19 protein-coding genes are annotated in these 23,774 nt (G+C 36.9%); 16 read left to right on the top strand and 3 right to left on the bottom strand.

Going from position 1 to position 23,774, the window contains the following annotated elements; genetic code table 11:
* The first annotated feature begins 53 nt into the window (after positions 1–53).
* The 16 genes from dnaK (at position 54) to FW778_RS00020 (ending at position 19,147) form a co-directional block, all read left to right on the top strand.
* Positions 54–1,979, top strand: a complete 1,926-nt coding sequence (dnaK, locus tag FW778_RS00095; RefSeq protein ID WP_150412548.1) for a molecular chaperone DnaK — start codon at positions 54–56, stop codon at positions 1,977–1,979.
* A gap of 311 nt (positions 1,980–2,290) precedes the next feature.
* Positions 2,291–4,978, top strand: a complete 2,688-nt coding sequence (locus FW778_RS00090) for a 4-alpha-glucanotransferase (protein ID WP_150412547.1) — start codon at positions 2,291–2,293, stop codon at positions 4,976–4,978.
* Positions 4,979–5,026: 48 nt separating this feature from the next.
* Positions 5,027–6,043: a dipeptide epimerase gene (locus FW778_RS00085; RefSeq protein ID WP_150412546.1), complete on the top strand. Its 1,017-nt coding sequence runs from the start codon at positions 5,027–5,029 to the stop codon at positions 6,041–6,043.
* 186 nt (positions 6,044–6,229) lie between these two features.
* On the top strand, positions 6,230–7,084 hold the full coding sequence (gene hisG, locus FW778_RS00080; protein WP_150412545.1) for an ATP phosphoribosyltransferase: 855 nt from the start codon (positions 6,230–6,232) through the stop codon (positions 7,082–7,084).
* A 9-nt stretch (positions 7,085–7,093) separates the two neighbouring features.
* A complete protein-coding gene (gene hisD, locus FW778_RS00075) occupies positions 7,094–8,392 on the top strand; it encodes a histidinol dehydrogenase (RefSeq protein WP_150412544.1) in 1,299 nt (432 codons plus the stop codon).
* Positions 8,379–9,437 (top strand): histidinol-phosphate transaminase, encoded by a 1,059-nt coding sequence (gene hisC / locus FW778_RS00070; RefSeq protein ID WP_150412543.1) that lies wholly within the window; start codon positions 8,379–8,381, stop codon positions 9,435–9,437. The genes hisD and hisC overlap by 14 nt, the downstream gene beginning before the upstream one ends.
* Positions 9,430–10,572, top strand: coding sequence for a bifunctional histidinol-phosphatase/imidazoleglycerol-phosphate dehydratase HisB (hisB, locus tag FW778_RS00065; RefSeq protein WP_150412542.1), 1,143 nt, complete (start codon positions 9,430–9,432; stop codon positions 10,570–10,572). Before hisC ends, hisB begins: the two co-directional genes overlap by 8 nt.
* Positions 10,569–11,177, top strand: coding sequence for an imidazole glycerol phosphate synthase subunit HisH (hisH, locus tag FW778_RS00060; protein ID WP_150412541.1), 609 nt, complete (start codon positions 10,569–10,571; stop codon positions 11,175–11,177). The genes hisB and hisH overlap by 4 nt, the downstream gene beginning before the upstream one ends.
* Positions 11,178–11,903 (top strand): 1-(5-phosphoribosyl)-5-[(5-phosphoribosylamino)methylideneamino]imidazole-4-carboxamide isomerase, encoded by a 726-nt coding sequence (gene hisA / locus FW778_RS00055; RefSeq protein ID WP_150412540.1) that lies wholly within the window; start codon positions 11,178–11,180, stop codon positions 11,901–11,903. It begins immediately after the preceding gene.
* Positions 11,903–12,661 (top strand): imidazole glycerol phosphate synthase subunit HisF, encoded by a 759-nt coding sequence (gene hisF / locus FW778_RS00050; protein WP_150412539.1) that lies wholly within the window; start codon positions 11,903–11,905, stop codon positions 12,659–12,661. The genes hisA and hisF overlap by 1 nt, the downstream gene beginning before the upstream one ends.
* Positions 12,658–13,281, top strand: coding sequence for a bifunctional phosphoribosyl-AMP cyclohydrolase/phosphoribosyl-ATP diphosphatase HisIE (gene hisIE, locus FW778_RS00045; protein ID WP_235905985.1), 624 nt, complete (start codon positions 12,658–12,660; stop codon positions 13,279–13,281). The genes hisF and hisIE overlap by 4 nt, the downstream gene beginning before the upstream one ends.
* A gap of 28 nt (positions 13,282–13,309) precedes the next feature.
* On the top strand, positions 13,310–13,891 hold the full coding sequence (locus tag FW778_RS00040) for a TrmH family RNA methyltransferase (protein ID WP_150412538.1): 582 nt from the start codon (positions 13,310–13,312) through the stop codon (positions 13,889–13,891).
* A gap of 182 nt (positions 13,892–14,073) precedes the next feature.
* On the top strand, positions 14,074–14,373 hold the full coding sequence (locus tag FW778_RS00035) for a co-chaperone GroES (RefSeq protein WP_150412537.1): 300 nt from the start codon (positions 14,074–14,076) through the stop codon (positions 14,371–14,373).
* Positions 14,374–14,404: 31 nt separating this feature from the next.
* Entirely contained in the window at positions 14,405–16,042 is a 1,638-nt protein-coding gene (groL, locus tag FW778_RS00030) for a chaperonin GroEL (RefSeq protein WP_150412536.1), read from the top strand.
* A gap of 383 nt (positions 16,043–16,425) precedes the next feature.
* A complete protein-coding gene (locus FW778_RS00025; protein WP_150412535.1) occupies positions 16,426–18,141 on the top strand; it encodes a GMC oxidoreductase in 1,716 nt (571 codons plus the stop codon).
* 85 nt (positions 18,142–18,226) lie between these two features.
* On the top strand, positions 18,227–19,147 hold the full coding sequence (locus FW778_RS00020) for an alpha/beta hydrolase (protein WP_150412534.1): 921 nt from the start codon (positions 18,227–18,229) through the stop codon (positions 19,145–19,147).
* A 129-nt stretch (positions 19,148–19,276) separates the two neighbouring features.
* Here the strand turns inward: FW778_RS00020 and FW778_RS00015 are convergent, their stop codons facing one another.
* From FW778_RS00015 to FW778_RS00005, 3 genes are all read right to left on the bottom strand, one after another.
* Positions 19,277–20,383: a DUF2911 domain-containing protein gene (locus FW778_RS00015; protein WP_150412533.1), complete on the bottom strand. Its 1,107-nt coding sequence runs from the start codon at positions 20,381–20,383 to the stop codon at positions 19,277–19,279.
* Between the two features lie 143 nt (positions 20,384–20,526).
* Complete coding sequence (locus tag FW778_RS00010) at positions 20,527–21,642, bottom strand: endonuclease/exonuclease/phosphatase family protein (RefSeq protein WP_150412532.1); 1,116 nt, start codon at positions 21,640–21,642, stop codon at positions 20,527–20,529.
* A gap of 93 nt (positions 21,643–21,735) precedes the next feature.
* The gene (locus FW778_RS00005; protein WP_150412531.1) at positions 21,736–23,526 is read right to left on the bottom strand and encodes a chloride channel protein; all 1,791 of its coding nucleotides are present in this window, start codon (positions 23,524–23,526) and stop codon (positions 21,736–21,738) included.
* Positions 23,527–23,774 lie beyond the last annotated feature (248 nt).

Below are 23,774 nucleotides of genomic sequence, written 5' to 3'. Positions count from 1 at the left end.
TCTTTCCATTGGCATAAACATTGTCAATGTCTTATTAATAAAAAAATAAGATCATGGCAAAAATTATAGGTATAGATTTAGGAACGACTAATAGTTGTGTGGCAGTTATGGAGGGTAACGAGCCCGTTGTAATTGCTAACGATGAAGGCCGTCGCACAACGCCGAGCGTAGTTGCGTTTTTAAAAAACGGAGAACGTAAGGTAGGTGATCCTGCGAAGAGACAAGCTATTACTAATCCTCATAACACTATCATGAGCGTTAAGCGTTTCATGGGACATAAATGGGACGAAGTAACAACTGAAGCGGGGCATTGGAGTTATAAAGTTGTAAAAGGTGATAATAATACAGTTCGTATTGATATAGATGGCAGAAATTATACACCACAGGAAATTTCTGCAATGATTCTTCAGAAGATGAAAAAAACCGCTGAGGATTATTTAGGCCAGGAAGTGAACGAAGCAGTAATTACAGTTCCGGCATATTTTAATGATGCACAAAGACAGGCAACTAAGGAAGCCGGTGAAATTGCCGGGTTAAATGTTCGTCGTATCATCAATGAACCTACAGCAGCAGCACTTGCCTATGGGCTTGATAAAAAAAGCATCGATCAGAAGATTGCAGTTTTCGATTTAGGCGGTGGTACATTCGATATTTCAATTCTTGAATTGGGTGATGGTGTTTTTGAAGTGAAATCAACTAACGGTGATACACACCTGGGTGGTGATGACTTTGATAAAATTATAATGGATTGGCTTGCTGCAGAATTTAAAAAAGATGAAGCAATTGATTTGCATAAAGACCCAATGAGCTGGCAGCGTTTGAAAGAAGCTGCCGAAAAAGCGAAGATTGAATTATCATCTTCAAGCGAAACAGAGATTAATCTGCCTTATATAACAGCGGTTGATGGCGTTCCAAAGCATTTGGTAAAAAAACTTACCCGTGCTCAATTTGAAAAACTTGCTGATGACCTTTTTGCAAGATGTTTAAAACCTTGTGAAGCTGCCATCAAAGATGCCGGACTTAGCGTGTCAGACATCAATGAAGTTATTTTGGTGGGAGGTTCTACCCGCATTCCAAAGGTTCAGGAAATTGTTGAAAAATTCTTTGGAAGGAAACCCAATAAAGGAGTGAATCCTGACGAAGTAGTTGCAATTGGTGCTGCTATACAAGGTGGCGTTCTAACGGGTGAAGTAAAAGACGTTCTGTTACTGGATGTCACTCCGCTTTCTTTAGGTATTGAAACTATGGGCGGCGTTATGACAAGATTAATTGAAAGTAATACTACCATTCCAACCAAAAAAATGGAAACCTTCTCTACAGCAAGTGATAATCAACCTGGAGTACAGATTCATGTATTGCAAGGTGAAAGGCCAATGGCTAATCAAAATAAAAGCCTTGGTACATTTAACTTAGATGGCATTCCACCTGCACCAAGAGGCGTTCCCCAAATTGAAGTAACATTCGATATTGATGCTAACGGTATTTTAAACGTTTCTGCAAAAGATAAGGGAACCGGTAAATCTCATAACATTAGGATTGAAGCAGGTAGTGGATTAAGCAAAGAAGAAATTGAAAAGATGAAGAATGAAGCTAAGGCCAATGAAGCAACTGATAAAGCAGCCAGGGAAAAGGTAGACAAAATAAACCAGGCTGATAGCTTAATATTCCAGACAGAAAAGCAGATTAAAGAATACGGCGATAAAATTCCTGCTGATAAAAAAGCGCCAATTGAAGCAGCGTTGGCAAAACTAAAAGAGGCACATAAATCTCAGGATGTAAATGCAATTGATACTGCCGTAACCGAGATGAATACAGCATGGACTGCCGCTAGCGAAGAAATGTATAAGGCTACACAGCAGGCTGGTGCTGATGGAAACGGGCAATCGGGTGCGCAACAACCTGGCGGCGGCGCAGAAGAGCATGCAAATGCCGGTGCCGGCGATAATGTTACCGATGCAGAATTTGAAGAAGTAAAATAAAAAATATAACTGATTTGTTTAGGTTGAAAAGAGGTTGCATTTTTTGCAACCTCTTTTTTTATTTGCATTAATTAACATTTACATTTGCACAGTTTTATAAACAATAAAAAATGGATGTAACATGGCAGTAATGCATTTCATTAAGATTTGCTTTGCGTCCCGGATTTACAATTTGGTTTTTTATTTGGTTGTATTTGATTGGCTTTTGAGGTATAATTTCAAAATAATTTTTAGTAAGTTTTTATTTCAGGTAAGTATTGTGTATTTTTTACATTGTTAACTGATTATTGCTTTTTTAACACTGATATTTAATGACGATTCATTTCTATTTAAGGTACCATACAGAATTTGGACAAGTGCTGTGTATCTCCGGTAACAATGATTTTTTAGGAAACAACGACCCGGCTAATGCGGTAAACTTGTCATATTACAATGATGATTACTGGCATGTAAAAATTGAATTCCCCGCAGATTTTGACGACACCGTTATCTATAAATATTTTCTAAAAGATAAAGATGGCTCAGAGATTTTTGATGGTGAAGAAAACCGGGCAATAGACTTATCGTTAATTAATGCTAAAACCATTTCGGTATACGACATGTGGAATGGAGCAAATAATTTGGGAAACGTTTTCTTTACCCGGGCATTTTCAAAAGTGTTACTCACGAACGTTCCTAAAATAAAAACTGCTTCCTTAAAAAAATATACTCATGAGTTTAGGGTAAAAGCGCCGTTGCTGCAACCCGGTGAAATCATTTGTATGTGCGGTTCTACGCAAAGTTTAAAAAACTGGAGTTCATCAGACCCTATTTTGCTTGCTCCAAAAAACGAATGGTTTGTTGCACAGGTTTTATTAAACGAAAATGAATGGCCCGCAACATATAAATATGGTATCTACAATATTGAGCAAGAAAAAATACTGCGGCTTGAAGATGGTGAGAACCGCATTATTCAAAAAAATGAATCGCAGGTTGAAAAGGTTATAATCCACGATGGCTTTGTTAATTGCCCGGTTACTTTCTGGAGAGGTGCTGGCGTGGCTATGCCGGTTTTTAGTTTAAGATCAAAGAAAAGTTTTGGTGTTGGAGAGTTTACTGATATTCCCTTGCTGGTTGATTGGGCTACGCAAGCTGGTTTAAAATTAATTCAGTTGTTGCCAATAAATGATACAACGTCAACCCATACTTCAAACGACTCCTATCCATACGGAGCTATTTCAGCATTTGCGTTGCATCCATTGTATATAAATATTGAAAAAGTTGCAGGAAAAGAATATGCTCACATAATAAAGCCACTTAAGAAAAAACAAAAGCAGTTAAATGAGCTGCCGGTTTTCGATTATGAAAAAGTAATGCAATTTAAATGGTCGGCATTAAAAGAATTATACGAGGCTTCGAAAGATGTCTTTAAAAACGATCTTAACTATTTTGAATTTTTTGAATTGAATCGCCATTGGCTGGTTCCTTATGCAGCATTTTCTTACCTGCGTGATAAATACAAAACTTCAGATTTTAATAAATGGAAAAAGCATACAACATATAATGAATCTGAGATTCAAAAATTAGTATCGCCATCCAAACCTCATTACGACGATATTGCTCTTTTTTATTTTATTCAATATCATCTACATTTACAATTGAAGGCGGCCGTAGATTATGCACATAAAAATAAAATTGTTTTAAAGGGCGATATTCCAATTGGCATTCATCGTTATGGTTGCGATGCCTGGACAAACCCTTCGTTGTATAACATGCACGAACAGTCTGGTGCGCCGCCCGATGACTTTGCTATAAAAGGCCAGAACTGGGGCTTCCCAACTTACAACTGGGAAAAAATGAAAGAAGATGGATTTCAATGGTGGCGATGCCGATTCGATGAGATGAGCAATTATTTTGATTCTTTTCGCATTGATCACATACTTGGTTTTTTTAGAATATGGAGTATTCCCTTGCATGCTGTTGAAGGCATTATGGGAAGGTTTGTCCCTGCAATTCCTGTTGACATTTCAGAATTTTATAACAACAATATCTGGTTCGATCATGACAGGTATTGCAAGCCATTCATAACAGACGAAATTCTTGGATGGACATTTAATGAAAAGACTGATTTTGTAAAAGAAAATTTCCTGGTAAATGGTTCTTATGGTCATTATAGTTTAAAAGAAGAATTCAATACTCAACAAAAAGTTGAAAAATATTTCTCCAAAAATAAAATTGAAGAAGGTGATAGAATTAAACAGGGATTGTTTGATCTGATAAGTAATATCGTTCTTATAGAAGAAGAAGATTCAGGCGGACAAAAATTTCATTTCAGGTTTGGAATAGCTAACACAACGTCATTTCAGCATTTAGAATATAATACAAGAGAGCGCTTACATGATTTATACATTAATTACTTCTATCACCGCCAGGATGATTTTTGGAGAAAAGAAGCTATGAAAAAGTTGCCGCAATTAAAGCGCAGTACAAATATGCTTATTTGCGGCGAAGATCTTGGTATGGTGCCGCATTGTGTTCCGGAGGTGATGAAAGACCTTGGAATTTTGAGTCTTGAAATAGAGCGAATGCCTAAGGATTCGAACAAAGATTTCTTTCATCCAGATGATTCGCCTTACATGGCAGTGGTAACACCATCAACACATGATATGAGCACCATCCGAGGCTGGTGGGAGGAAGACAGGAGTAAAACGCAACGATTTTATAATTATATGCTCGGCCATTATGGCGAAGCACCTTTCTTTTGTGAGCCGTGGATTAATAAAGAAATAGTATTACAAAATTTATATTCCCCTGCAATGTGGAGTATTTTTCTTTTGCAGGATTTAATGGGAATCAATGGAAAAATAAGAAGAGAAAATCCACATGATGAAAGAATTAATATTCCTTCCGATCCCAATCATTACTGGGGATACAGGATGCATATCAATCTTGAAGATTTATTAAAAGAGCAGGAATTTAATGATGAAATAAAAAAGTATGTGAAAGAAAGTGGGAGATAAAACCACTTGTCTTCGTTTAACCCATATCGTTATATAAGTAGTTATCAGATGATTTTAAAATATAGGTCCATAAATCTTCCTTTCCGTTACCCATTTACAATTTCAAAAGCCACAAAAACACATCAGCCATCTTTATTGGTAGAACTTGAATACTTTGGAATAAAAGGATATGGAGAAGCACCGGCAATTAATTATTACAATATCCCGGTAGAGAAGATGATTGAAGATATTGAAACAAAAAGAAATCTCATTGAAAAATTTGCGCTTACCCATCCTGAACGATATTGGCATTATTTACATCACCTCTTTCCTCAAAATCCGTTTTTAGTTTGTGCGCTTGATATGGCCGCATGGGATGTTTATGGAAAAATGAATAAAAAGCAATTACACGTTTTATGGAATCTTGATATTTCGAAAAATCCATTAACAGATTATACCATAGGCATTGGCACTATCGAAAATATGGTAGCTAAAATGGCTGAAAAATCCTGGCCCATTTATAAAATAAAATTGGGTACGGAGAATGACGTAGAAATTATTACGGAATTAAGAAAACATACATCATCAGTTTTTAGAATTGATGCAAATGCGGCTTGGATGCAGGATGAGGCATTAAAAAAAATAAACGTATTTAAAGATTTGAATGTTGAATTTATTGAACAGCCGCTTGCAAAGGATGATTGGGAAGGAATGAAATTTTTATTTGAACACTCACCGTTACCACTAATCGCAGATGAAAGTTGTGTTTCGGAAAATGATGTTGAAAAGTGCCATGGTTATTTCCATGGAATAAATATTAAACTCACTAAATGCAGTGGCATTACACCGGCACTTCGGATGATTTCAAAAGCACGTGAACTTAACATGAAAGTGATGGTAGGCAGTATGAATGAAAGTTCTGTAGGTACTGCAGCCATTGCTCAACTTCTGCCGCTCATCGATTACGTAGATATGGATGGGCCGTTATTACTTGCAGAAGATGTGGCTGATGGAGTAATTTTTGATTTTGGGAAAATTATTTATAATAATCTCAGTGGAATAGGTGTTTCTGTAGAGCCATTTTAAATTTTATCAAAATTTTTTTTGTTATAATAAATTTTCATCCTTTACTTTGTGCCCTCAATGACAAAAACAATTCACATACATCATCATTTTTTATCGAAAGGTAAGCTATGTTGATCCGTATGTTATGAAACATATTTTCAAAAAAGGCTTACTGAAAAGTGAGCCTTTTTTAATTTTAAAAATAGAATGATGCTAAAAATAGCGATACAAAAATCGGGACGGCTTTATGAACACTCTTTGCAACTTCTTAAAGAATGCGGCATTGAAATTAACAATGGTAACAGGCAATTGAAAGCAGTTGCTTTCAATTTTCCGGTGGAAGTTTATTTCCTTCGTGATGATGATATTCCTCAATATGTTTTTGATGGAGTGGCAGATGTAGGATTTGTTGGCGAAAATGTAGTGTATGAAAAAAACAAGGATATTAATGTCGTGAGCAAATTAGGTTTTGGCCGTTGCAGGTTAAGTATCGCTGTTCCAAAAAACATGAACTATATAAGCGTAGCCAGTCTTGAAAATTTAAAAATTGCAACATCTTATACGAAGCTTTTGCAAAATTTTTTGAATGATAATAAGGTGAATGGTGAAATTCATGAAATAAGCGGATCTGTTGAAATTGCGCCGGGTATCGGACTTGCAGATGCTATTTGCGATTTGGTTAGCAGCGGCAGCACGTTGGTGACAAATGGTTTGAAGGAGGTTGAAGTAGTTCTCCAATCAGAAGCTGTATTGGTTGCCAACAAAAATTTAACAGCAGAAAATAATGCCGTTCTTGATAAATTATTGATGCGTATCAGCGCAGTAAAAGCTGCAAGAAACAATAAATATATTATGTTGAATGCACCTAACGACCAGTTAAAAAATATAGCATCTGTTTTGCCCGGTATGAAAAGCCCTACCATTGTTCCACTAGCTGAAAGCGGGTGGAGCAGTGTGCAAAGTGTAGTTAACGAAAGTGATTTCTGGGATATTATTGAAAAATTAAAATCATTTGGTGCACAGGGAATTTTGGTAGTGCCTATTGAAAAAATGATACTTTAAAAATAAGAGATGAATACTTTAATCATAAATCCTTCCCCGTCACAATGGGCTGATTTAATTAAAAGGCCTGTTATTAATGCTGAAAATTTAGAAGAAACAGTTGCAGGAATTATCAATACTGTAAAGCAAAATGGAGACGAAGCTGTAAAAAATTATTCTTTACAATTTCACGGATTTGCTCCAGATAATTTATGGGTTAGCAAAGATGAAATTAAAGATGCATCGAAGTCTATAAATAAAGATTTAAAAAAAGCCATCCATCTCGCAAAAGACAATATTGAAAAATTTCACCAACATCAAATTGAAAAAGTAAAGAAGATTACAACTGTTTCCGGCGTTACATGCTGGCGAAAAAGTATACCCATTGAAAACGTGGGCTTATATATTCCGGGAGGAAGCGCTCCTTTGTTTTCTACACTTTTAATGCTTTCGATTCCCGCAAAAATTGCGGGTTGTAAAAATATTATTGTTACCACACCCGCACAAAATGATGGAAATGTAAATGACGCAATTTTATATGTTGCTAATATTCTTGGCCTCGATAAGATTTATAAAGGTGGCGGCGCACAGGCAATTGCTGCGTTGGCTTACGGAACATTAACTATTAAAAAAGTTGATAAGATCTTTGGCCCGGGAAATCAATATGTAACCTGTGCAAAAAAATTAGTGAGTGCTGATGGAATTGCTATTGATATGTTAGCCGGGCCCAGCGAACTCGCAGTGTACGCTGATGATACCTGTGTGCCTGAATTTGTGGCTGCTGATTTGTTAAGCCAGGCCGAACATGGCCCTGATAGCCAGGTAATACTTGTGACAACTAACAAAAAGATTATTGAAAATATAATTGATAAAATTCATCAGCAGTTACCATCGCTTTCAAGAAAAGATATTATTGAACAGAGTTTTTTAAACAGGCGGTTTATCGTGATCGAAAAAGAGGAAGAAGCCTTTAACTTTTTAAATGACTATGCGCCGGAACATTTAATAATTGCTTCAAAAAAAGCTGAACAACTTGCAGATTATGTAAAAAATGCAGGGAGTGTTTTTCTTGGTAACCTTTCTCCTGAAAGTGCCGGTGATTATGCGTCAGGAACCAACCATTCGCTGCCGACAAATGGAACAGCCAGGGTGCAGGCTGGTGTTTCGGTTGATAGTTTTGTAAAGAAAATCACTTTTCAAAAAATAAATAAAAAGGGAATAAAAAATATTGGCAATGCAATAGAGAAAATGGCTGAAGCGGAAGGATTGGAAGCACATAAAAATGCCGTGAGTATTCGTTTAAAAAAATCAGTAAATGAAAAATTTTAATCTCGATGATCTCGTAAGAGATAATATAAAGAGCCTGCAACCATATTCTTCTGCTCGAACTGAATATTCGGGAAAAGCGTCCATTTTTTTAGACGCCAACGAAAACAGTTATGGTTCACCGTTAGATGAAAACTATAACCGTTATCCTGATCCATTGCAATGGGAATTAAAACAGGACCTTTCCAAAATAAAGGGAATTCCTCCGCAAAATATTTTTATCGGTAATGGTAGCGATGAAGTGATTGATCTTGCATTCCGTATTTTTTGTGAGCCTGGTAAAAGTAATATTATAACCTGTCCGCCCACTTATGGCATGTATAAAGTTTGTGCCAATATTAATGATGTTCGTGTTAAGGAAATAAATCTTACTGAAGATTTTCAGCTTGATGTTGAAAGAATTTTAGGAGCCATTGATTCCAATACCCGGTTACTTTTTATATGCTCGCCTAATAACCCAACCGGAAATAATATGAACCGGATGGATATTGAATTACTCATCAATAATTTCCCCGGCATCGTAATTATTGATGAAGCATATATTAACTATTCTAAACAAAAAACTTTTTTGCAGGAACTTACTGAGTATGAAAATCTGATTGTAATGCAAACACTTTCAAAAGCATGGGGGCTCGCCGCATTAAGGCTAGGGCTTGCTTTTGCTTCAGGAAAAATTATTGAACTATTTAATAAAGTAAAGCCACCTTATAATATAAATCTCTCGTCACAACAATTAGGCATAAAAGCATTGTCCGGAATTGACGAAGTAAATGCTAATATTAAAAATACAGTTGAGCAAAGAACTTTTTTACAAAAAGAATTATCGCAATTTAATTTTATGCAAAAGATTTATCCTTCTGATGCAAATTTCCTTTTAATAAAAACGGATGATGCTGATAAACTTTATAAATATTTATCTGGTAAAAAAATTATTGTTCGTAACAGGAGTAAGGAACCATTGTGTGGAAATTGTATAAGAATTACAGTTGGAACGCCGGAAGAAAATGAATCATTAATTGATGCACTTAAAAAATACAGGAATGACTAAAAGAATTTTATTTATAGATCGTGATGGTACACTTATTAAAGAGGCGCCACCTACTTACCAGTTGGATGCTTTTGCCAAACTGGAATTTTACCCGTATATGTTTGAATACCTTACTAAAATTGTAAACGATCTGGATTATGAACTGGTGATGGTAACCAACCAGGATGGCTTGGGTACACCATCTTTTCCTGAGGATGCTTTCTGGCCCATTCAAAATTTTGTTTTAAAGGCGTTGGAAAATGAGGGAATTATTTTTTCTGAAATATGCATCGACCGGACTTTCACCTATGAGAATAAGCCTACACGAAAGCCTGGTATAGGAATGCTCACTAAATATTTCGATGCCGATAAATATGACTTAAAAAACTCTTTTGTAATCGGCGACAGGCTTACCGATGTGAAGCTCGCAGAGAACCTGGGTAGCCGCGCTTTTTGGCTGAATAACCACGATAACCTTGGCGCAGGCGAGCTTGACATAACTGCCAATGAGCTTAATAACGTTATTGCATTGGAAACTCAACACTGGAAAGATATTTATGAGTATTTAAAAATTCCGCCGCGAAATATTAATCATGTAAGAAATACCAACGAAACTAAAATTGAAATAGAACTTAATCTTGATGGAACAGGGGTTTCAAAAATTGAAACAGGCTTAGGGTTTTTTAATCACATGTTAGATCAGCTTGCCAGGCATTCAGGAATAGACCTAACGGTAACGTGTAAAGGCGATCTTCATATTGATGAACATCATACTATTGAAGATGTGGGCATTGCACTGGGCGAAGCATTCTTATTGGCCTTGGGTAATAAAAAGGGAATAGAAAGATACGGATTCTTGCTGCCAATGGATGATTGTTTGGCGCAGGTAGCGATTGATTTTGGTGGCAGAAACTGGTTGGTTTGGGAAGCAGATTTTAAAAGAGAAAAAATAGGAGAGATGCCAACAGAAATGTTTTATCACTTTTTTAAATCGTTTAGCGATGCATCCAAATGCAATCTGAATATTAAAGCAGAAGGTACCAATGAACATCACAAAATAGAATCTATTTTTAAAGCATTTGCGAAGTCAATTAAGATGGCAATAAAAAGAGATATCCAAAATAATTCTTTGCCTACAACAAAAGGTGTTTTATGAAAATTGCTATTGTAAAATATAACGCAGGCAATGTACAAAGCGTTTTGTATGCTTTACAACGACTGGGTATAGACGCAGTTGTAACTGGTGACGCAGAAGAGATCTTGAAGGCAGACAAAGTTATTTTCCCCGGGGTTGGCCATGCCGGTTCTGCCATGGAATATTTACAAAAACACCATCTTGATAAATTAATTATTTCTTTAAAGCAACCCGTGTTGGGGATTTGCCTTGGTCTTCAGCTTATGTGCAATTGGAGTGAAGAAGGAAACACGAAATGCCTGGGTATTTTTAATGTAAATGTTAAAAAATTTGATAACTCTATTTTAAAGAATAAGAGGGCTCATTTTAAGATTCCGCACATGGGATGGAATAATATTTATGGCCTTAAATCTCCATTGTTTGGTGGTGTAAAGGAAAATTCATTTGTATATTTTGTGCATAGTTATTATGCAGAGCAGTCTCCTGAAACTATTGCAACTACTGATTATATAGTTCCATTTAGTGCAGCGATACACAGGGATAATTTTTATGGCGTACAATTCCATACGGAAAAATCAGCTGATACAGGAATTCAGATTATTTCAAACTTTTTAAAACTGGCGTAGATGGAATTAATACCTGCAATAGATGTAATGGATGGTAAATGCGTGCGGCTATCGAAAGGTGATTTTAATAAAAAAACCGTTTACAGTAATAATCCTTTGGAGATTGCCAAAGGCTTCCAAGAGGCTGGCGTAACAAGTTTACATATTGTCGATTTGGACGGAGCAAATGGAGAAGCGTTGAAAAATCTTCGTGTACTTGAAAATATTTCAGCAAACACATCTTTGATAATCGACTTTGGTGGTGGAATAAAAACTAATCAGTCTATAAAAAGTGTTTTCAATGCAGGGGCAACCATGATAAGTTTGGGAAGTGTGATAATTAAGTCGCCAGCTTTGTTTTCAGAATGGATCAGCGAATATGGTCCGGATAAATTTTTGCCTGGTGCAGATGTGCTTGATAAAAAAATTAAGATACACGGTTGGAAGGAAAGCACAGGTACTGATATATTTAATTTTACAGAAGATCTTCTTCAATTAAATATTAATAAAATATTTTGTACGGATATTTCAAAAGATGGAATGATGCAGGGGCCTTCTGTAGAATTGTATAAAGAAATATTAAAAAAATTCCCTTCACTTTATCTCATTGCCAGCGGAGGGATTTCCTGTTATGATGATTTGTTTACTTTACAGGAAGCAGGCTGCAAAGGCGCTATAATAGGTAAAGCATTTTATGAGGGAAAAATTACAACACAACAAATTACCGATTTTATAAAAAATAATTAATGCTTGCAAAACGAATCATACCATGTCTTGATATCAATAATGGACGAACGGTTAAGGGGGTTAACTTTGTAAACATCCGCGATGCGGGCGATCCGGTGGAACTTGCGATGTATTACTCACGGGAAGGTGCCGACGAATTAGTTTTTTTGGATATTACTGCAACAGTTGAAAAAAGAAAAACATTAGTAGAACTTGTAAAAAAAGTAGCAGCTCAAATCAATATTCCCTTTACTGTTGGTGGTGGAATTGCATCTGTTGAAAATGCATTTGAACTATTGCAAAATGGGGCTGATAAAATTTCAATTAATTCAGCAGCCTTTAAAAATCCGGCATTGATTAAAGAAATGGCTGATGAATTTGGAAGTCAGTGTGTGGTCCTTGCAATTGATACTAAAAAAGAAGCCGATGGGAAATGGTATGTATATTTAAACGGCGGACGAGTTAAGACTGAAATGACAGCACTTGATTGGGCGAAACAAGCAGTAGCGTCGGGGGCGGGTGAAATTCTTTTAACCTCTATGAATAATGATGGAACAAAAGATGGGTTTGCTGAAAAAATCACTTCATTAATCTCTAAAGAAATTTCAGTTCCCATTATTGCTTCAGGAGGTGCCGGCAATATGCAACATTTTGCTGATATATTTCAAAATGCCAATGCGGATGCAGCCCTTGCTGCCACCGTATTTCATTATAAAGAAATTGAGATACCTGTTTTGAAACAATTTTTATCTGATAAAAAAGTTAATGTAAGATTATGACCAGAAATTATGCAGACATGGTAAAACGGCTTGATTTTTCCAAATATGAAAAAGGGATTATACCGGTAGTTGTGCAGGACGCTTCAACGAATGTTGTTTTAATGCTGGGCTATATGAACCAGGAAGCATTGCTTGAAACTATAGAATCGGAATTAGTAACTTTTTATAGCCGCAGCAAACAGCGCTTATGGGTAAAGGGTGAGACAAGTAAAAATTTTTTACATTTTGTTGATATGAAGACCGATTGCGATTTCGATGCTTTGCTTATAAAGGCAAAGCCTGATGGACCCGTTTGTCATACTGGCGCTGAGACCTGTTTTAATGAAGACAATGTGTCTGATGATTTTTTAAAAACGCTTGAAAAAATTATTCTGGGAAGAAAAAAATATCCGGTTTCAGGATCATATACATCTACTTTATTTAAGAAAGGATTAAATTCTATTGCACAAAAAGTGGGCGAAGAAGCAGTGGAATTGGTAATTGAAGCTAAGGACAATCACAAAAAGCTTTTCTTAAATGAGGCCGCCGATTTAATCTTTCACACAATGGTTTTATTGCGTGAGAAAAATGTTGAGCTTGATGAGGTTTTAGATATTTTGAAAGAAAGACATTTAAAATGAAAATCAACATATTTGTGGTTTTATAATTATGACACCCGAACGATACAAACGTCTTACTACTGTTCTTAATAATCGCCAGCCTGATCTTACGGTTGTGCTGGAGAATGTATTTGACCCTCATAATGTTTCTGCGGTTATGCGTACCTGTGATGCTGTGGGTATACAGGATGTTTATATTTTAAATAACAGGATTCCTCCGCATAAAAAATGGGGATATAGAAGTTCATCCACCGCTGCAAATTGGCTCACCATTCACCAGTTTACGGATGCAAAAAATTGTTTTGAGGAAATACGAAAAAGATATGAAAAAGTGTATACCACTCATTTAAGCGATGAAGCCGTTGATTTATATAGTTTGGATCTTACTCAATCCGTAGCGCTCGTTTTTGGTAATGAAACTTTTGGAGTGAGCGACGACATCCGTCGTTTTTCTGATGGAGATTTTATTATCCCACAGGTAGGCATTATCAAGTCTCTTAATATTTCTGTTGCCTGTGCGGTTACTTTATACGAGGCATTCAGGCAGAAGAATGCAAAGGGCCATTACCTGGATTCACGCATGCCCCAAAGCCAGGCTGAAGCAATCAGTACCGCCTGGGGAATCAAATAACTCACAAGAACGTCTTTTACCAGTTTTGAAAATTTTGTATTCGCTATGAAATTTTGGCTGATTCCTTGCTCAGGATTCTGCCATGCTTTGTTACGAATATGACAACAAAACTGATTAAAGTCTTTGGTACAATTATTCGTGTACATTTGCAACCCAATTACAAAATCAAAAAATTTATAATTATGGCAAAAGACAATTTTGAGCTCTTCGATGACAGAGTTCTTGTTAAACCCAACGCAGCCGAAACAAAAACTGCAGGTGGTATTATAATTCCTGATACAGCAAAGGAAAAACCTCAAAAAGGTACTGTAGTTGCTGTAGGAAAAGGAAAGTATGCTGAGCAAACAGGCCAGTTAATTCCATTGCACATTAAAGCCGGAGATACCGTTATGTATGGTAAATATGGCGGTACAGAAATTACGATTGACGGAGCTGACTATTTAATTATGAGAGCTTCTGATATTTTAATGAAAGTGAAGTAAACCTTATTTTAAAACTTTAATCATTAATAAAATGTCAAAACAAATATTTTTTGAAATTGAAGCCCGCAACAAGATGAAAAAGGGCGTGGATACTTTGGCAAATGCCGTAAAAGTAACCCTTGGGCCAAAAGGCCGTAATGTTGTTATTGAAAAGAAATTCGGCGCACCAAGCGTAACAAAAGATGGTGTGACGGTTGCTAAAGAAATTGAACTGGAAGATCCCATTGAAAATATGGGTGCCCAGATGGTAAAAGAAGTAGCTTCCAAAACTGCTGATATTGCAGGCGATGGTACTACTACTGCTACTGTTCTTGCTCAATCAATCATCAGCGAAGGTTTAAAGAATGTCGCCGCCGGCGCTAATCCAATGGATTTGAAACGCGGTATCGACAAAGCTGTTATAGCAGTTGTTGAGCATTTAAAAAAGCAATCAGTTGCTGTTGGCGATAATAATAGCAAAATTCAGCAGGTGGCATCTATTTCTGCAAATAACGATGAGTCAATCGGCGCTTTAATTGCACAGGCTATGACCAAAGTTGGTAAAGAAGGTGTTATTACCGTTGAAGAAGCAAAAGGAACTGATACTACTGTAGATGTGGTTGAAGGTATGCAATTCGACAGGGGATATGTTTCTCCTTATTTTGTAACTAACAGTGAAAAAATGGAAGCTGAGTTACAAAATCCTTACATTTTAATATACGATAAGAAGGTGTCTACCATGAAAGATATTCTTCATATCCTTGAAAAAGTGGCACAGGCTGGCCGCCCGCTTTTAATAATTTCTGAAGATTTGGAAGGTGAAGCTTTAGCAACATTAGTTGTAAATAAATTACGCGGTACTTTGAAAGTGGCTGCAGTAAAAGCTCCCGGTTTTGGCGATCGCAGAAAAGAAATGCTGCAGGATTTGGCAGTTCTTACAAAGGGTATTGTAATAAGCGAAGAACAAGGTTACAAATTAGAGAATGCTGATCTTACTTATCTCGGTGAAGCAACTTCAGTTACTATTGATAAAGACAATACAACTATCGTTGGCGGTAAAGGTGCAAAGAAAGATATTACTGCACGTGTTAACCAGATAAAAGCACAGATTGAAACAACAACATCTGACTATGATAAAGAAAAATTACAGGAGCGTCTTGCTAAATTAAGCGGTGGTGTTGCTGTATTATATGTTGGTGCTGCTACCGAAGTTGAAATGAAAGAAAAGAAAGACCGTGTTGACGACGCATTGCATGCAACAAGGGCTGCTGTGGAAGAAGGTATTGTACCAGGCGGTGGTGTTGCTTACATTCGTGCAATCGAAAGTCTTGACAAGCTTAAAGGCGCTAATGAAGATGAAACAACCGGTATACAGATAGTTAAACGTGCTGTTGAAGAACCACTTCGTCAGATCGTTGTAAACAGCGGTATTGAAGGAAGCATTGTTGTACAAAAAATCAAAGAAGGTAAAGGTGATTTTGGATTCAATGCACGTACCGAAGTTTATGAAAAATTGCTGGCAGCAGGTGTTATTGATCCTACAAAAGTTACCCGTATTGCATTGGAAAATGCAGCTTCTATCGCAGGCATGTTATTAACTACCGAATGTGTAATTTCTGACAAACCTGAGAAAGACAAACCATCAATGCCTCCAATGGGCGGCGGTGGAATGGGTGACATGGGCTACTAATATTTCCATGTACGCATACAATGTTTGATGTACGATGTAAATCATACAATCCCTTTGCAGCAATGCAAGGGGATTTTTATTTGGGGCTGTGTTATCAGTTTATTCCATAATCCTCATTAGCTCGGGTTGCTCGCTGCAAGTCTTAGTTTCGCTGAAGGCTTTCCGCGTCCATCCTGCAGCCAATCGGCATAATTTCATTAATTAATTGCGGTGATTGAACCATAAATTTTTACTGGCAAATCAGAAATTGATGGATGATTCACAGGACTTTATTTGGGTATATTAATTTGGGTAAATTATATGCTAAATGTTTATTGAAGGTTTCCCGTTTGTATATTAGCAGAAAATTGCCCCTTTCTTAACGAAATAAGACAGTAACACATATGCCACCCGATACGCTTAATATCAATTCAAAAGGGAAAAGTCAAAACACTTACGATGCAATTGTTATTGGTAGTGGCATCAGTGGCGGATGGGCAGCAAAAGAGTTATGCGAGCAAGGTTTAAAAACGTTGCTGCTTGAGCGCGGACGAAATGTGGTTCACTTAAAAGATTACCCAACAGCAACCAAAGGGCCATGGGAATTTACGCACAGGCTAAAAATGCCTTTAAGCATTACAGAGGAAAATCCGGTAGTAAGCAGGTGTTATGCGTTTAGTGAAGCCACTCAGCACTTTTTTGTAAAAGATAAAGAGCACCCCTACATACAGGAAAAACCTTTTGACTGGATACGTGGTTACCAGGTCGGTGGTAAGAGTTTGTTATGGGCAAGGCAAACGCAACGCTGGAGCAAATATGATTTTGAAGGGCCGGCACGTGATGGATTTGCAACAAACTGGCCTATCCGTTATGATGATCTGGCTCCCTGGTATTCCCATGTTGAAAAGTTTGTCGGTATAAGTGGTAACATGGATGGGATAGATACTTTACCTGACGGTGAATTTCTGCCGCCCTGGGAAATGAATTGTGTAGAGAAGGAAATCAGTAGCAAAATAATGGCCAACTACAAAGATCGTTTTGTAGTGCAGGGTCGTTGCGCCCACTTAACGCAGCCAAAAGAAATTCATCTTCAGCAGAACCGCAATCAATGCCAGGCCAGGAATAAGTGCGACAGAGGCTGCCCATTTGGCGGGTACTTCAGTTCCAATTCATCCACTATTCCCTGGGCTTTAAAAACAGGTAACTTAACCATAAGGCCGGAATCTGTTGTGTATTCGCTGATATATGATGATGCGAAAGGCAAAGCAGTTGGTGTGCATGTTATAGATGCTAAAACAAAAAAGTCCACACAATTTTTTGCAAGGATCATTTTTGTAAACGCCGCCTGCCTTAACACAAATTTGCTTTTACTTAATTCCACGTCTCGCCGGTTCCCCAAAGGCTTTGGAAACGATAATGGATTGCTGGGTAAGTATATTGCCTTTCAAAACTACCGGGGTACCGTAAACGCAGATTATGGCGGTCCGCCGGATAAGTATTATTATGGAAGAAGACCCACACAACCCATGATGCCCAATTTCAGAAACGTTCATAAACAGGAAACTGATTTTCTTCGTGGCTACATGGTATTTTTTGGCGCAGGCCGGGGTTATGGATATGAAGATGGACTAGGCGGATCATATAAAGATGCATTATCAGAAGCGGGAAATTGGTATGTAAGTGTAATGATGCAAGGAGAAACGATTCCTAAAGAGACCAACCATGTAAGATTAAGCCCCGATAAGAAAGATGCATGGGGTATTCCCCAATTGATAACATCAGTTGATTATGATGATAATGATGTAAAAAGCATGAACGATTTTTTTAAGGTTGCTTCAGAAATGTTTGACAGAGCAGGTTGTAAAAATATTCGACAGTATGATAGTAAGCAGGCGCCCGGCCTTGATATTCATGAAATGGGAGGTTGCAGAATGGGTAATGATCCTAAAACATCGCTACTGAATAAATGGAATGCTTTTCATAATTGCAGCAATGTGTTTGTAACTGATGGAGCCTGCATGACGTCGACAAGCACACAAAATCCTTCGCTTACTTTTATGGCTTTAACAGCAAGAGCCGCTAACTATGCAGTGGAAGAATTAAAGAAAGGAAATATATAGGTTACGCCGCAGCGGGCCACGATAATTTTAGCTATTTGACAGTATCGTTAGAATCGAAAATAATAATCTTCAAAAAATCTATTACATGAAAAAAACAACGATTACCTCTTTATTTTTAATTTGCTTTATGCAATATGTAAATGCGCAACAAACGATTCCTTTGTATGAAGGTAAAATTCCTAACAGCAAGCCTTATGCTATAAAAGAATGGTGGCAACCGCAGAGTAATGGAGATACTATCGTGCATTATATTTCGCAGCCAACCTTAACCATTTTTCTACCTGAAAAATCCAAAGCAAATGGAACTGCAGTTGTCATTTGCCCCGGTGGAGGCTACTGGATAACTTCAATAGTAAAAGAGGGATTTGCGGTTGCAAGAAAATTTAATGAATGGGGCATTGCAGCTTTTGTGTTGAATTACAGGATTCCGAATGACTCTTCAATGGTTGATAAAAAAATTGGCCCCCTGCAGGATGCGCAGCGTGCTATACAACTGGTACGCCTACACGCAAATGAATGGAATATCGATGTAAATAAAGTTGGCATTATGGGCTTTTCAGCCGGTGGCCATCTGGCTTCCACCGCAGCTACTCATTTTCAGCACAGCTATATAAATAATACAAACAATATAAACCTGCGTCCGGATTTCGCAATGTTGATTTACCCGGTAATCAGTTTCCAGGATAATATTGGCCATATTGGTTCAAGAGACCAGCTTATTGGCAAAAATCCTTCAAAGGAATTAATAGATTCTTTTTCGAATGAACTCCAGGTGACAGCAGAAACGCCAACTACATTTCTCGTGCAGGCTACTGACGATAACGTAGTACCTGTTATGAACAGCATTTCATTTTATGAAGCACTTTTAAAATATAAAATACCTGCAGAAATGCACATCTACAATGGTGGCGGACATGGCTTTGGCATGCATAATCGAACAACAAAAGATGAATGGATGGAGCGTTGTAAAAATTGGATGCAGAGTATGAATTTGATTGGAAAATAAACCGATCGGGAGGTAATCCCATTTTTCATCTATGCCTTACCGTTAGAGAGTAATTTTTTTAAGAGTTTAAGAGAAATTAAAAGAGACTGCCCTGAAGCGGTCTCTTTTTGTATAGATTATTAGGTAAAATCAATTAATATCTTTTCCAGCACTTAAGTCCTCAATCATTTTATCAACTGCATCTTTATTAAGTTTATTTGGAGCCAATGGTTGTGCAAGCTTTGCATATTTCAAAGCATTTTTGTAATCACCATTTGCGGAATAGCCTCTTACCAATCCCATATCTGTTGTGAACTGGCCCGGATTCTTTTGTGCATTCAGTTTAAAAACTTCCAGGGCTTCTTTTGGTTTCCTTTCTATTATTAATTGCTTTCCATAGTTATGCAGTTCCTGCATAGTACCCAATGGTAGCGCTTCCTTCATCTGTGCATCTGCTTCAGCAGTTTTACTTTCCTTCTCCAAAATCATTGCTTTTGTAGTTAAAGTTTTGAAGTTTCTTTCTCCCACAAATCTTCCATTGATAGAATAATCGCTCCATTGCTCAGCGTCTTCCATATCGTTATTAGCTGCCGCAAATTGTGCAGCCTGAACCCATGCATCAGCGGTAAAACCTTTATCCGATCTTAATTCTTTTTTAAACAATGCCAATTGAGTTTTGGGATAGTCAACTTCTACTTTAAAAGGTATTTTTAGTTTTTCCCACATCAAAGCTATTACAGCGCTGTTTTCCGTTTCATTCATGAATTCGTATTTAAGCCATTCAACACTTTCGTTTAGGGGTTCAGTTTTTACGGTTACTCTTAGTGCATCCTCTTTTTCATCATAAAAAAAAGATCCCCACGAGGTTGAGTTGTTGCTGAATATTAAAGTGGCATCTCCATTGCCCATGGCAATAAAAAAGCCATAAGTCCCTGCTGCCAGTGGTTTTCCTTCAACTGTAACATCGGTACTAAAAGTAATGGTTGTGTTTTCATTCGCACCACCACGCCATGGAGCAGCTTTACTTGTGCCAAAGCCAAGATCAGTAAAACCTGTATGGACAAGGCCATTCCATATTTTTCCTTCCCTTCCTTTTACACCGGGTCTGTCGTAATGAATAGTTACATCGGTAACGCCTATACGCTCACTTACAGATGCTTTTTTATTTCCACCGTTAGGAGGAACAGTAAGGGATTGTGAAATTGCGCAAATAGTAAACAGCAGGAAGATTGCTGCCAGGTAAATTTTAAATTTCATAAAAAAATTAGTTTAGATGCTGAAAATAAAAAAAAGAAAAAATTGAGCTATACAGTTTGTGATGAATGGTATAAAGTTGTTGCTAAAAGACTTCAATAAGATTGTCTTTTATCTTGAAAATATTGCGAGGGTAAACGAAATTTTTAATACTGTAGATCGGCTTCTACAGGGTAATGATCCGAATAAGGAACTTTTATCCTTTGGTATTGAGTTACCTTAAATCTTTTATCCGCAAGAATATAATCAATCCTTAACGTTGGTGAAATAAAGCGAAAGGTTCGCCCGATAAAAGAGCCTTTTTGTAAAAAAGCATCCTGAAAATTTCCTTTTATTTTAAAGTAAGTGCTTGAATTGGGAACATCATTAAAATCGCCGCAAATAAATGCCGTGTAAGGACTTTCCCTTATTTTTTTACTTACCAGCTCAGCTTGTTTGTACCGGGATACATACCCTTTTTTTAATTTTGAAACAATAGTGCGAGAGTCACGCAAACCACTTTCATGCGCATGTTTTAAATTATTTAAACTTCTATAATCTTTGCCTTCAAAATGTACAGATTGTAAGTGTGTAGTAAATACTCTGAAAGTTTTATCCGATACTTTTATATCGGTAAAAAGTAGATGCTCTGATGTGCTACCTTCATTAAAACTAAAGCTCGCAGAATCTATAATAGGATATTTTGAAAAAATCGCTATTCCTGTAGCATGATCTTTTTTATAATATTCGGTAGCTACAAAATAATGATAAGGATATCCTGCGTTTTCGATTGTTGAAATGTTATTAGGCTCAAAATTATTTTTATCAAGGTTATCCGTGAATTCTTCGAAACAAAGTACATCCGCATTTTGCTCCTGTACAATTTGCATCATTATGGCTTTATAAGTTTTATCGTTATGGCTTTCGCTGTTTTGGGTACCCCATCCGGATACGTTCCACTGTAATACACGCAGCGCATTGGGAGCTTTAACATAAGAAAATTCCCTGGGAATGTGAAATGCAAATGCAGCAATAATTTGTTGAAAGCCCAGTAATAAAACTAGTGAAGATATCCACCACCATTTTGATTTTAGAAAAATCCATATAATGATAAACAAAACGAGTGCAAAAAATATTAAAGGAAATATAAGCCCTGGAAATGCCAAATACCAGTCTTCGCCTGTGTTTACATAAGGCGAAAGGCATGTAATAAAATAAGCAATGATAACTCCGATATTTATTAGAATTAAAATGCTTCTGAAAAAATTAGTTTTGCCAGGCATAAAAATGTTTAGAAATCTTTTACCAAGAAAGATAATTATGAATTAGATATTCGGAGAATTTGAGCACTACATAGGATATTGAAAAGTACACCGTTAAAATTCATTCCCCTGTCTTTTTAACATGTGTCTGTATTTATTAAAGATTCCGTTTTTAGTCACAAATCCAAGATATTTGTTATTTGGGCCTATAACCGGTAAAATACGCGTGTCCAGGCTATCCATAATTTGCATTACTTCCGACATTGAAGTATTTACATTAATAACTTTATCAGGAGGATGCGCTATTTCTTTTATAAGTCGATTTTGATCTTCGATCTTATTACTTACCAAAAGCTCAAGCAATTGATCGCTATAGATAACGCCTGTCAATTCACCTTCTTCGGTTACGACAGGAAAAATATTTCTTACAGTATGTACAATATCATAGCTACGTCTACGCGGCGTATCATCCGGCCTTAATATCACAAAATCCTTCTCTATAAGATATTTCAATTTTATTCTTCGCAGAATATTGTGATCCTTATTTTCCTTCGATACTAAATTACCTTGCTCGGCCAGTTCTGCGGTATATATGGAATATTTCAGAATTCCTTTATTAATGAAATACGATATGGCAGATACCACCATTAAAGGTACCATCATTGCATATCCACCGGTAATTTCAGCAGCGAGAAACACACCTGTGAGCGGCGCATGCATTACACCACTCAAAGAAGCAGCCATTCCCGCAATAATGAAATTAGTAACATTAAGTTGAACCGTGCCTGTTTGGTTAAGGCCAAAAGCAAAAACGAACCCTAGTAATCCACCTACCACTACACTCGGACCAAACATTCCGCCATTCCCTCCGCTTGCCATGGTAATTGTGGAGGCAAATGTTTTTCCTACCAGTGATAACGCCGCAAATAGCAAAAGTACCCACGGAATAAGTTGGTATTTTGAAAAGAAGCTATTTGCAAGTATTGATTGATAATTGCCATCCAATAATTTTTGAATAGTAATATAACCTTCACCATAAAGAGTTGGAAGCAGTGCAATCATTACTCCCAGAGTGATACCGCCAATCCAGATTCTGTTATACTTATTTTTAATTTTTCTGAAAGTTCCTGACACAAATTTGGTTAACCGGCTAAAATAAACGGAATAAATACCCACTAATATACCGAGAACAATATAGTACCAAAAAGCATGTAAGACCCAATCTCTCGTGACCAAAACAAACAGGGGCTCTTTATAAATGAGTTGTGAAACAACAGAAGAAAATGCTGACGCTATTAATAAAGGTATTACAGCAGGAATAGAAAATTCCGGCATTATTACTTCAATTGCAAAGATCATTCCTGCGACCGGGCTATTGAACGCTCCTGAAATACCCGCGGCGGCTCCACATGCTAAAAGCAGGGAAGTTTCGCGATAGTTTAATCCAAAAAAACGGCCCATATTGGAACCTATTGCTGCGCCGCTATAAACAGCAGGTGCTTCCAATCCCGCTGATCCGCCTAGCCCAACAGTAAGCGCACTTGAAATAACCTGGCTATAGATATTATGAAACTCAAGCTTGCTGGAATTATGTGAAATATTGAACAGGATGGGGGCAATCCCATGTTGAAACTTACTACGACGGATGAAAGTTCGTATATAAGCGACTGTTAGGAAAATACCAATGAGCGGAAAGAAAAAATAGAGATAATATTTGTATTCCCAATGCAGATCGTTTTGCAAAAAATTGGCCACAGAATGTGTAAGTTCTTTTAATACGGAAGAGGTGATGCCGCCCATAATACCAACTACAGCCGCGACTATTATTAAAAAATTTGAATTGGAAATCCTTAATTTACGCCATTGATTAATTCTTTCAATATACCTTAAAATTTTTTCGTACATTTTGGCCGTAGTGATGTTTTTCTAATTAAATTTTCGCGAAGGTAATTACAAAAAAACCATGACAAAAAAATACAGCGTTAATTGAAGGATAAATGGGGGATGACAGATAACCAAAAAAAAACCGTTACCTAATAAGGTTCAGTGGGACACCGGCAATATTTTTAGCCGGAATGTCTTGTCCTAAAATAGGTTTACACAAATTAAGTGTAAAATGTATAATTCAAATGAGTTTGTAAGACGGACTTTTT

The sequence above is a fragment of the Ginsengibacter hankyongi genome (assembly GCF_008710285.1).
GTDB classification, from domain to species: Bacteria; Bacteroidota; Bacteroidia; order Chitinophagales; family Chitinophagaceae; genus Ginsengibacter; species Ginsengibacter hankyongi.
Note: the sequence above shows the minus strand (reverse complement) of the source record. Positions and strands in the feature narration are given on the sequence as shown.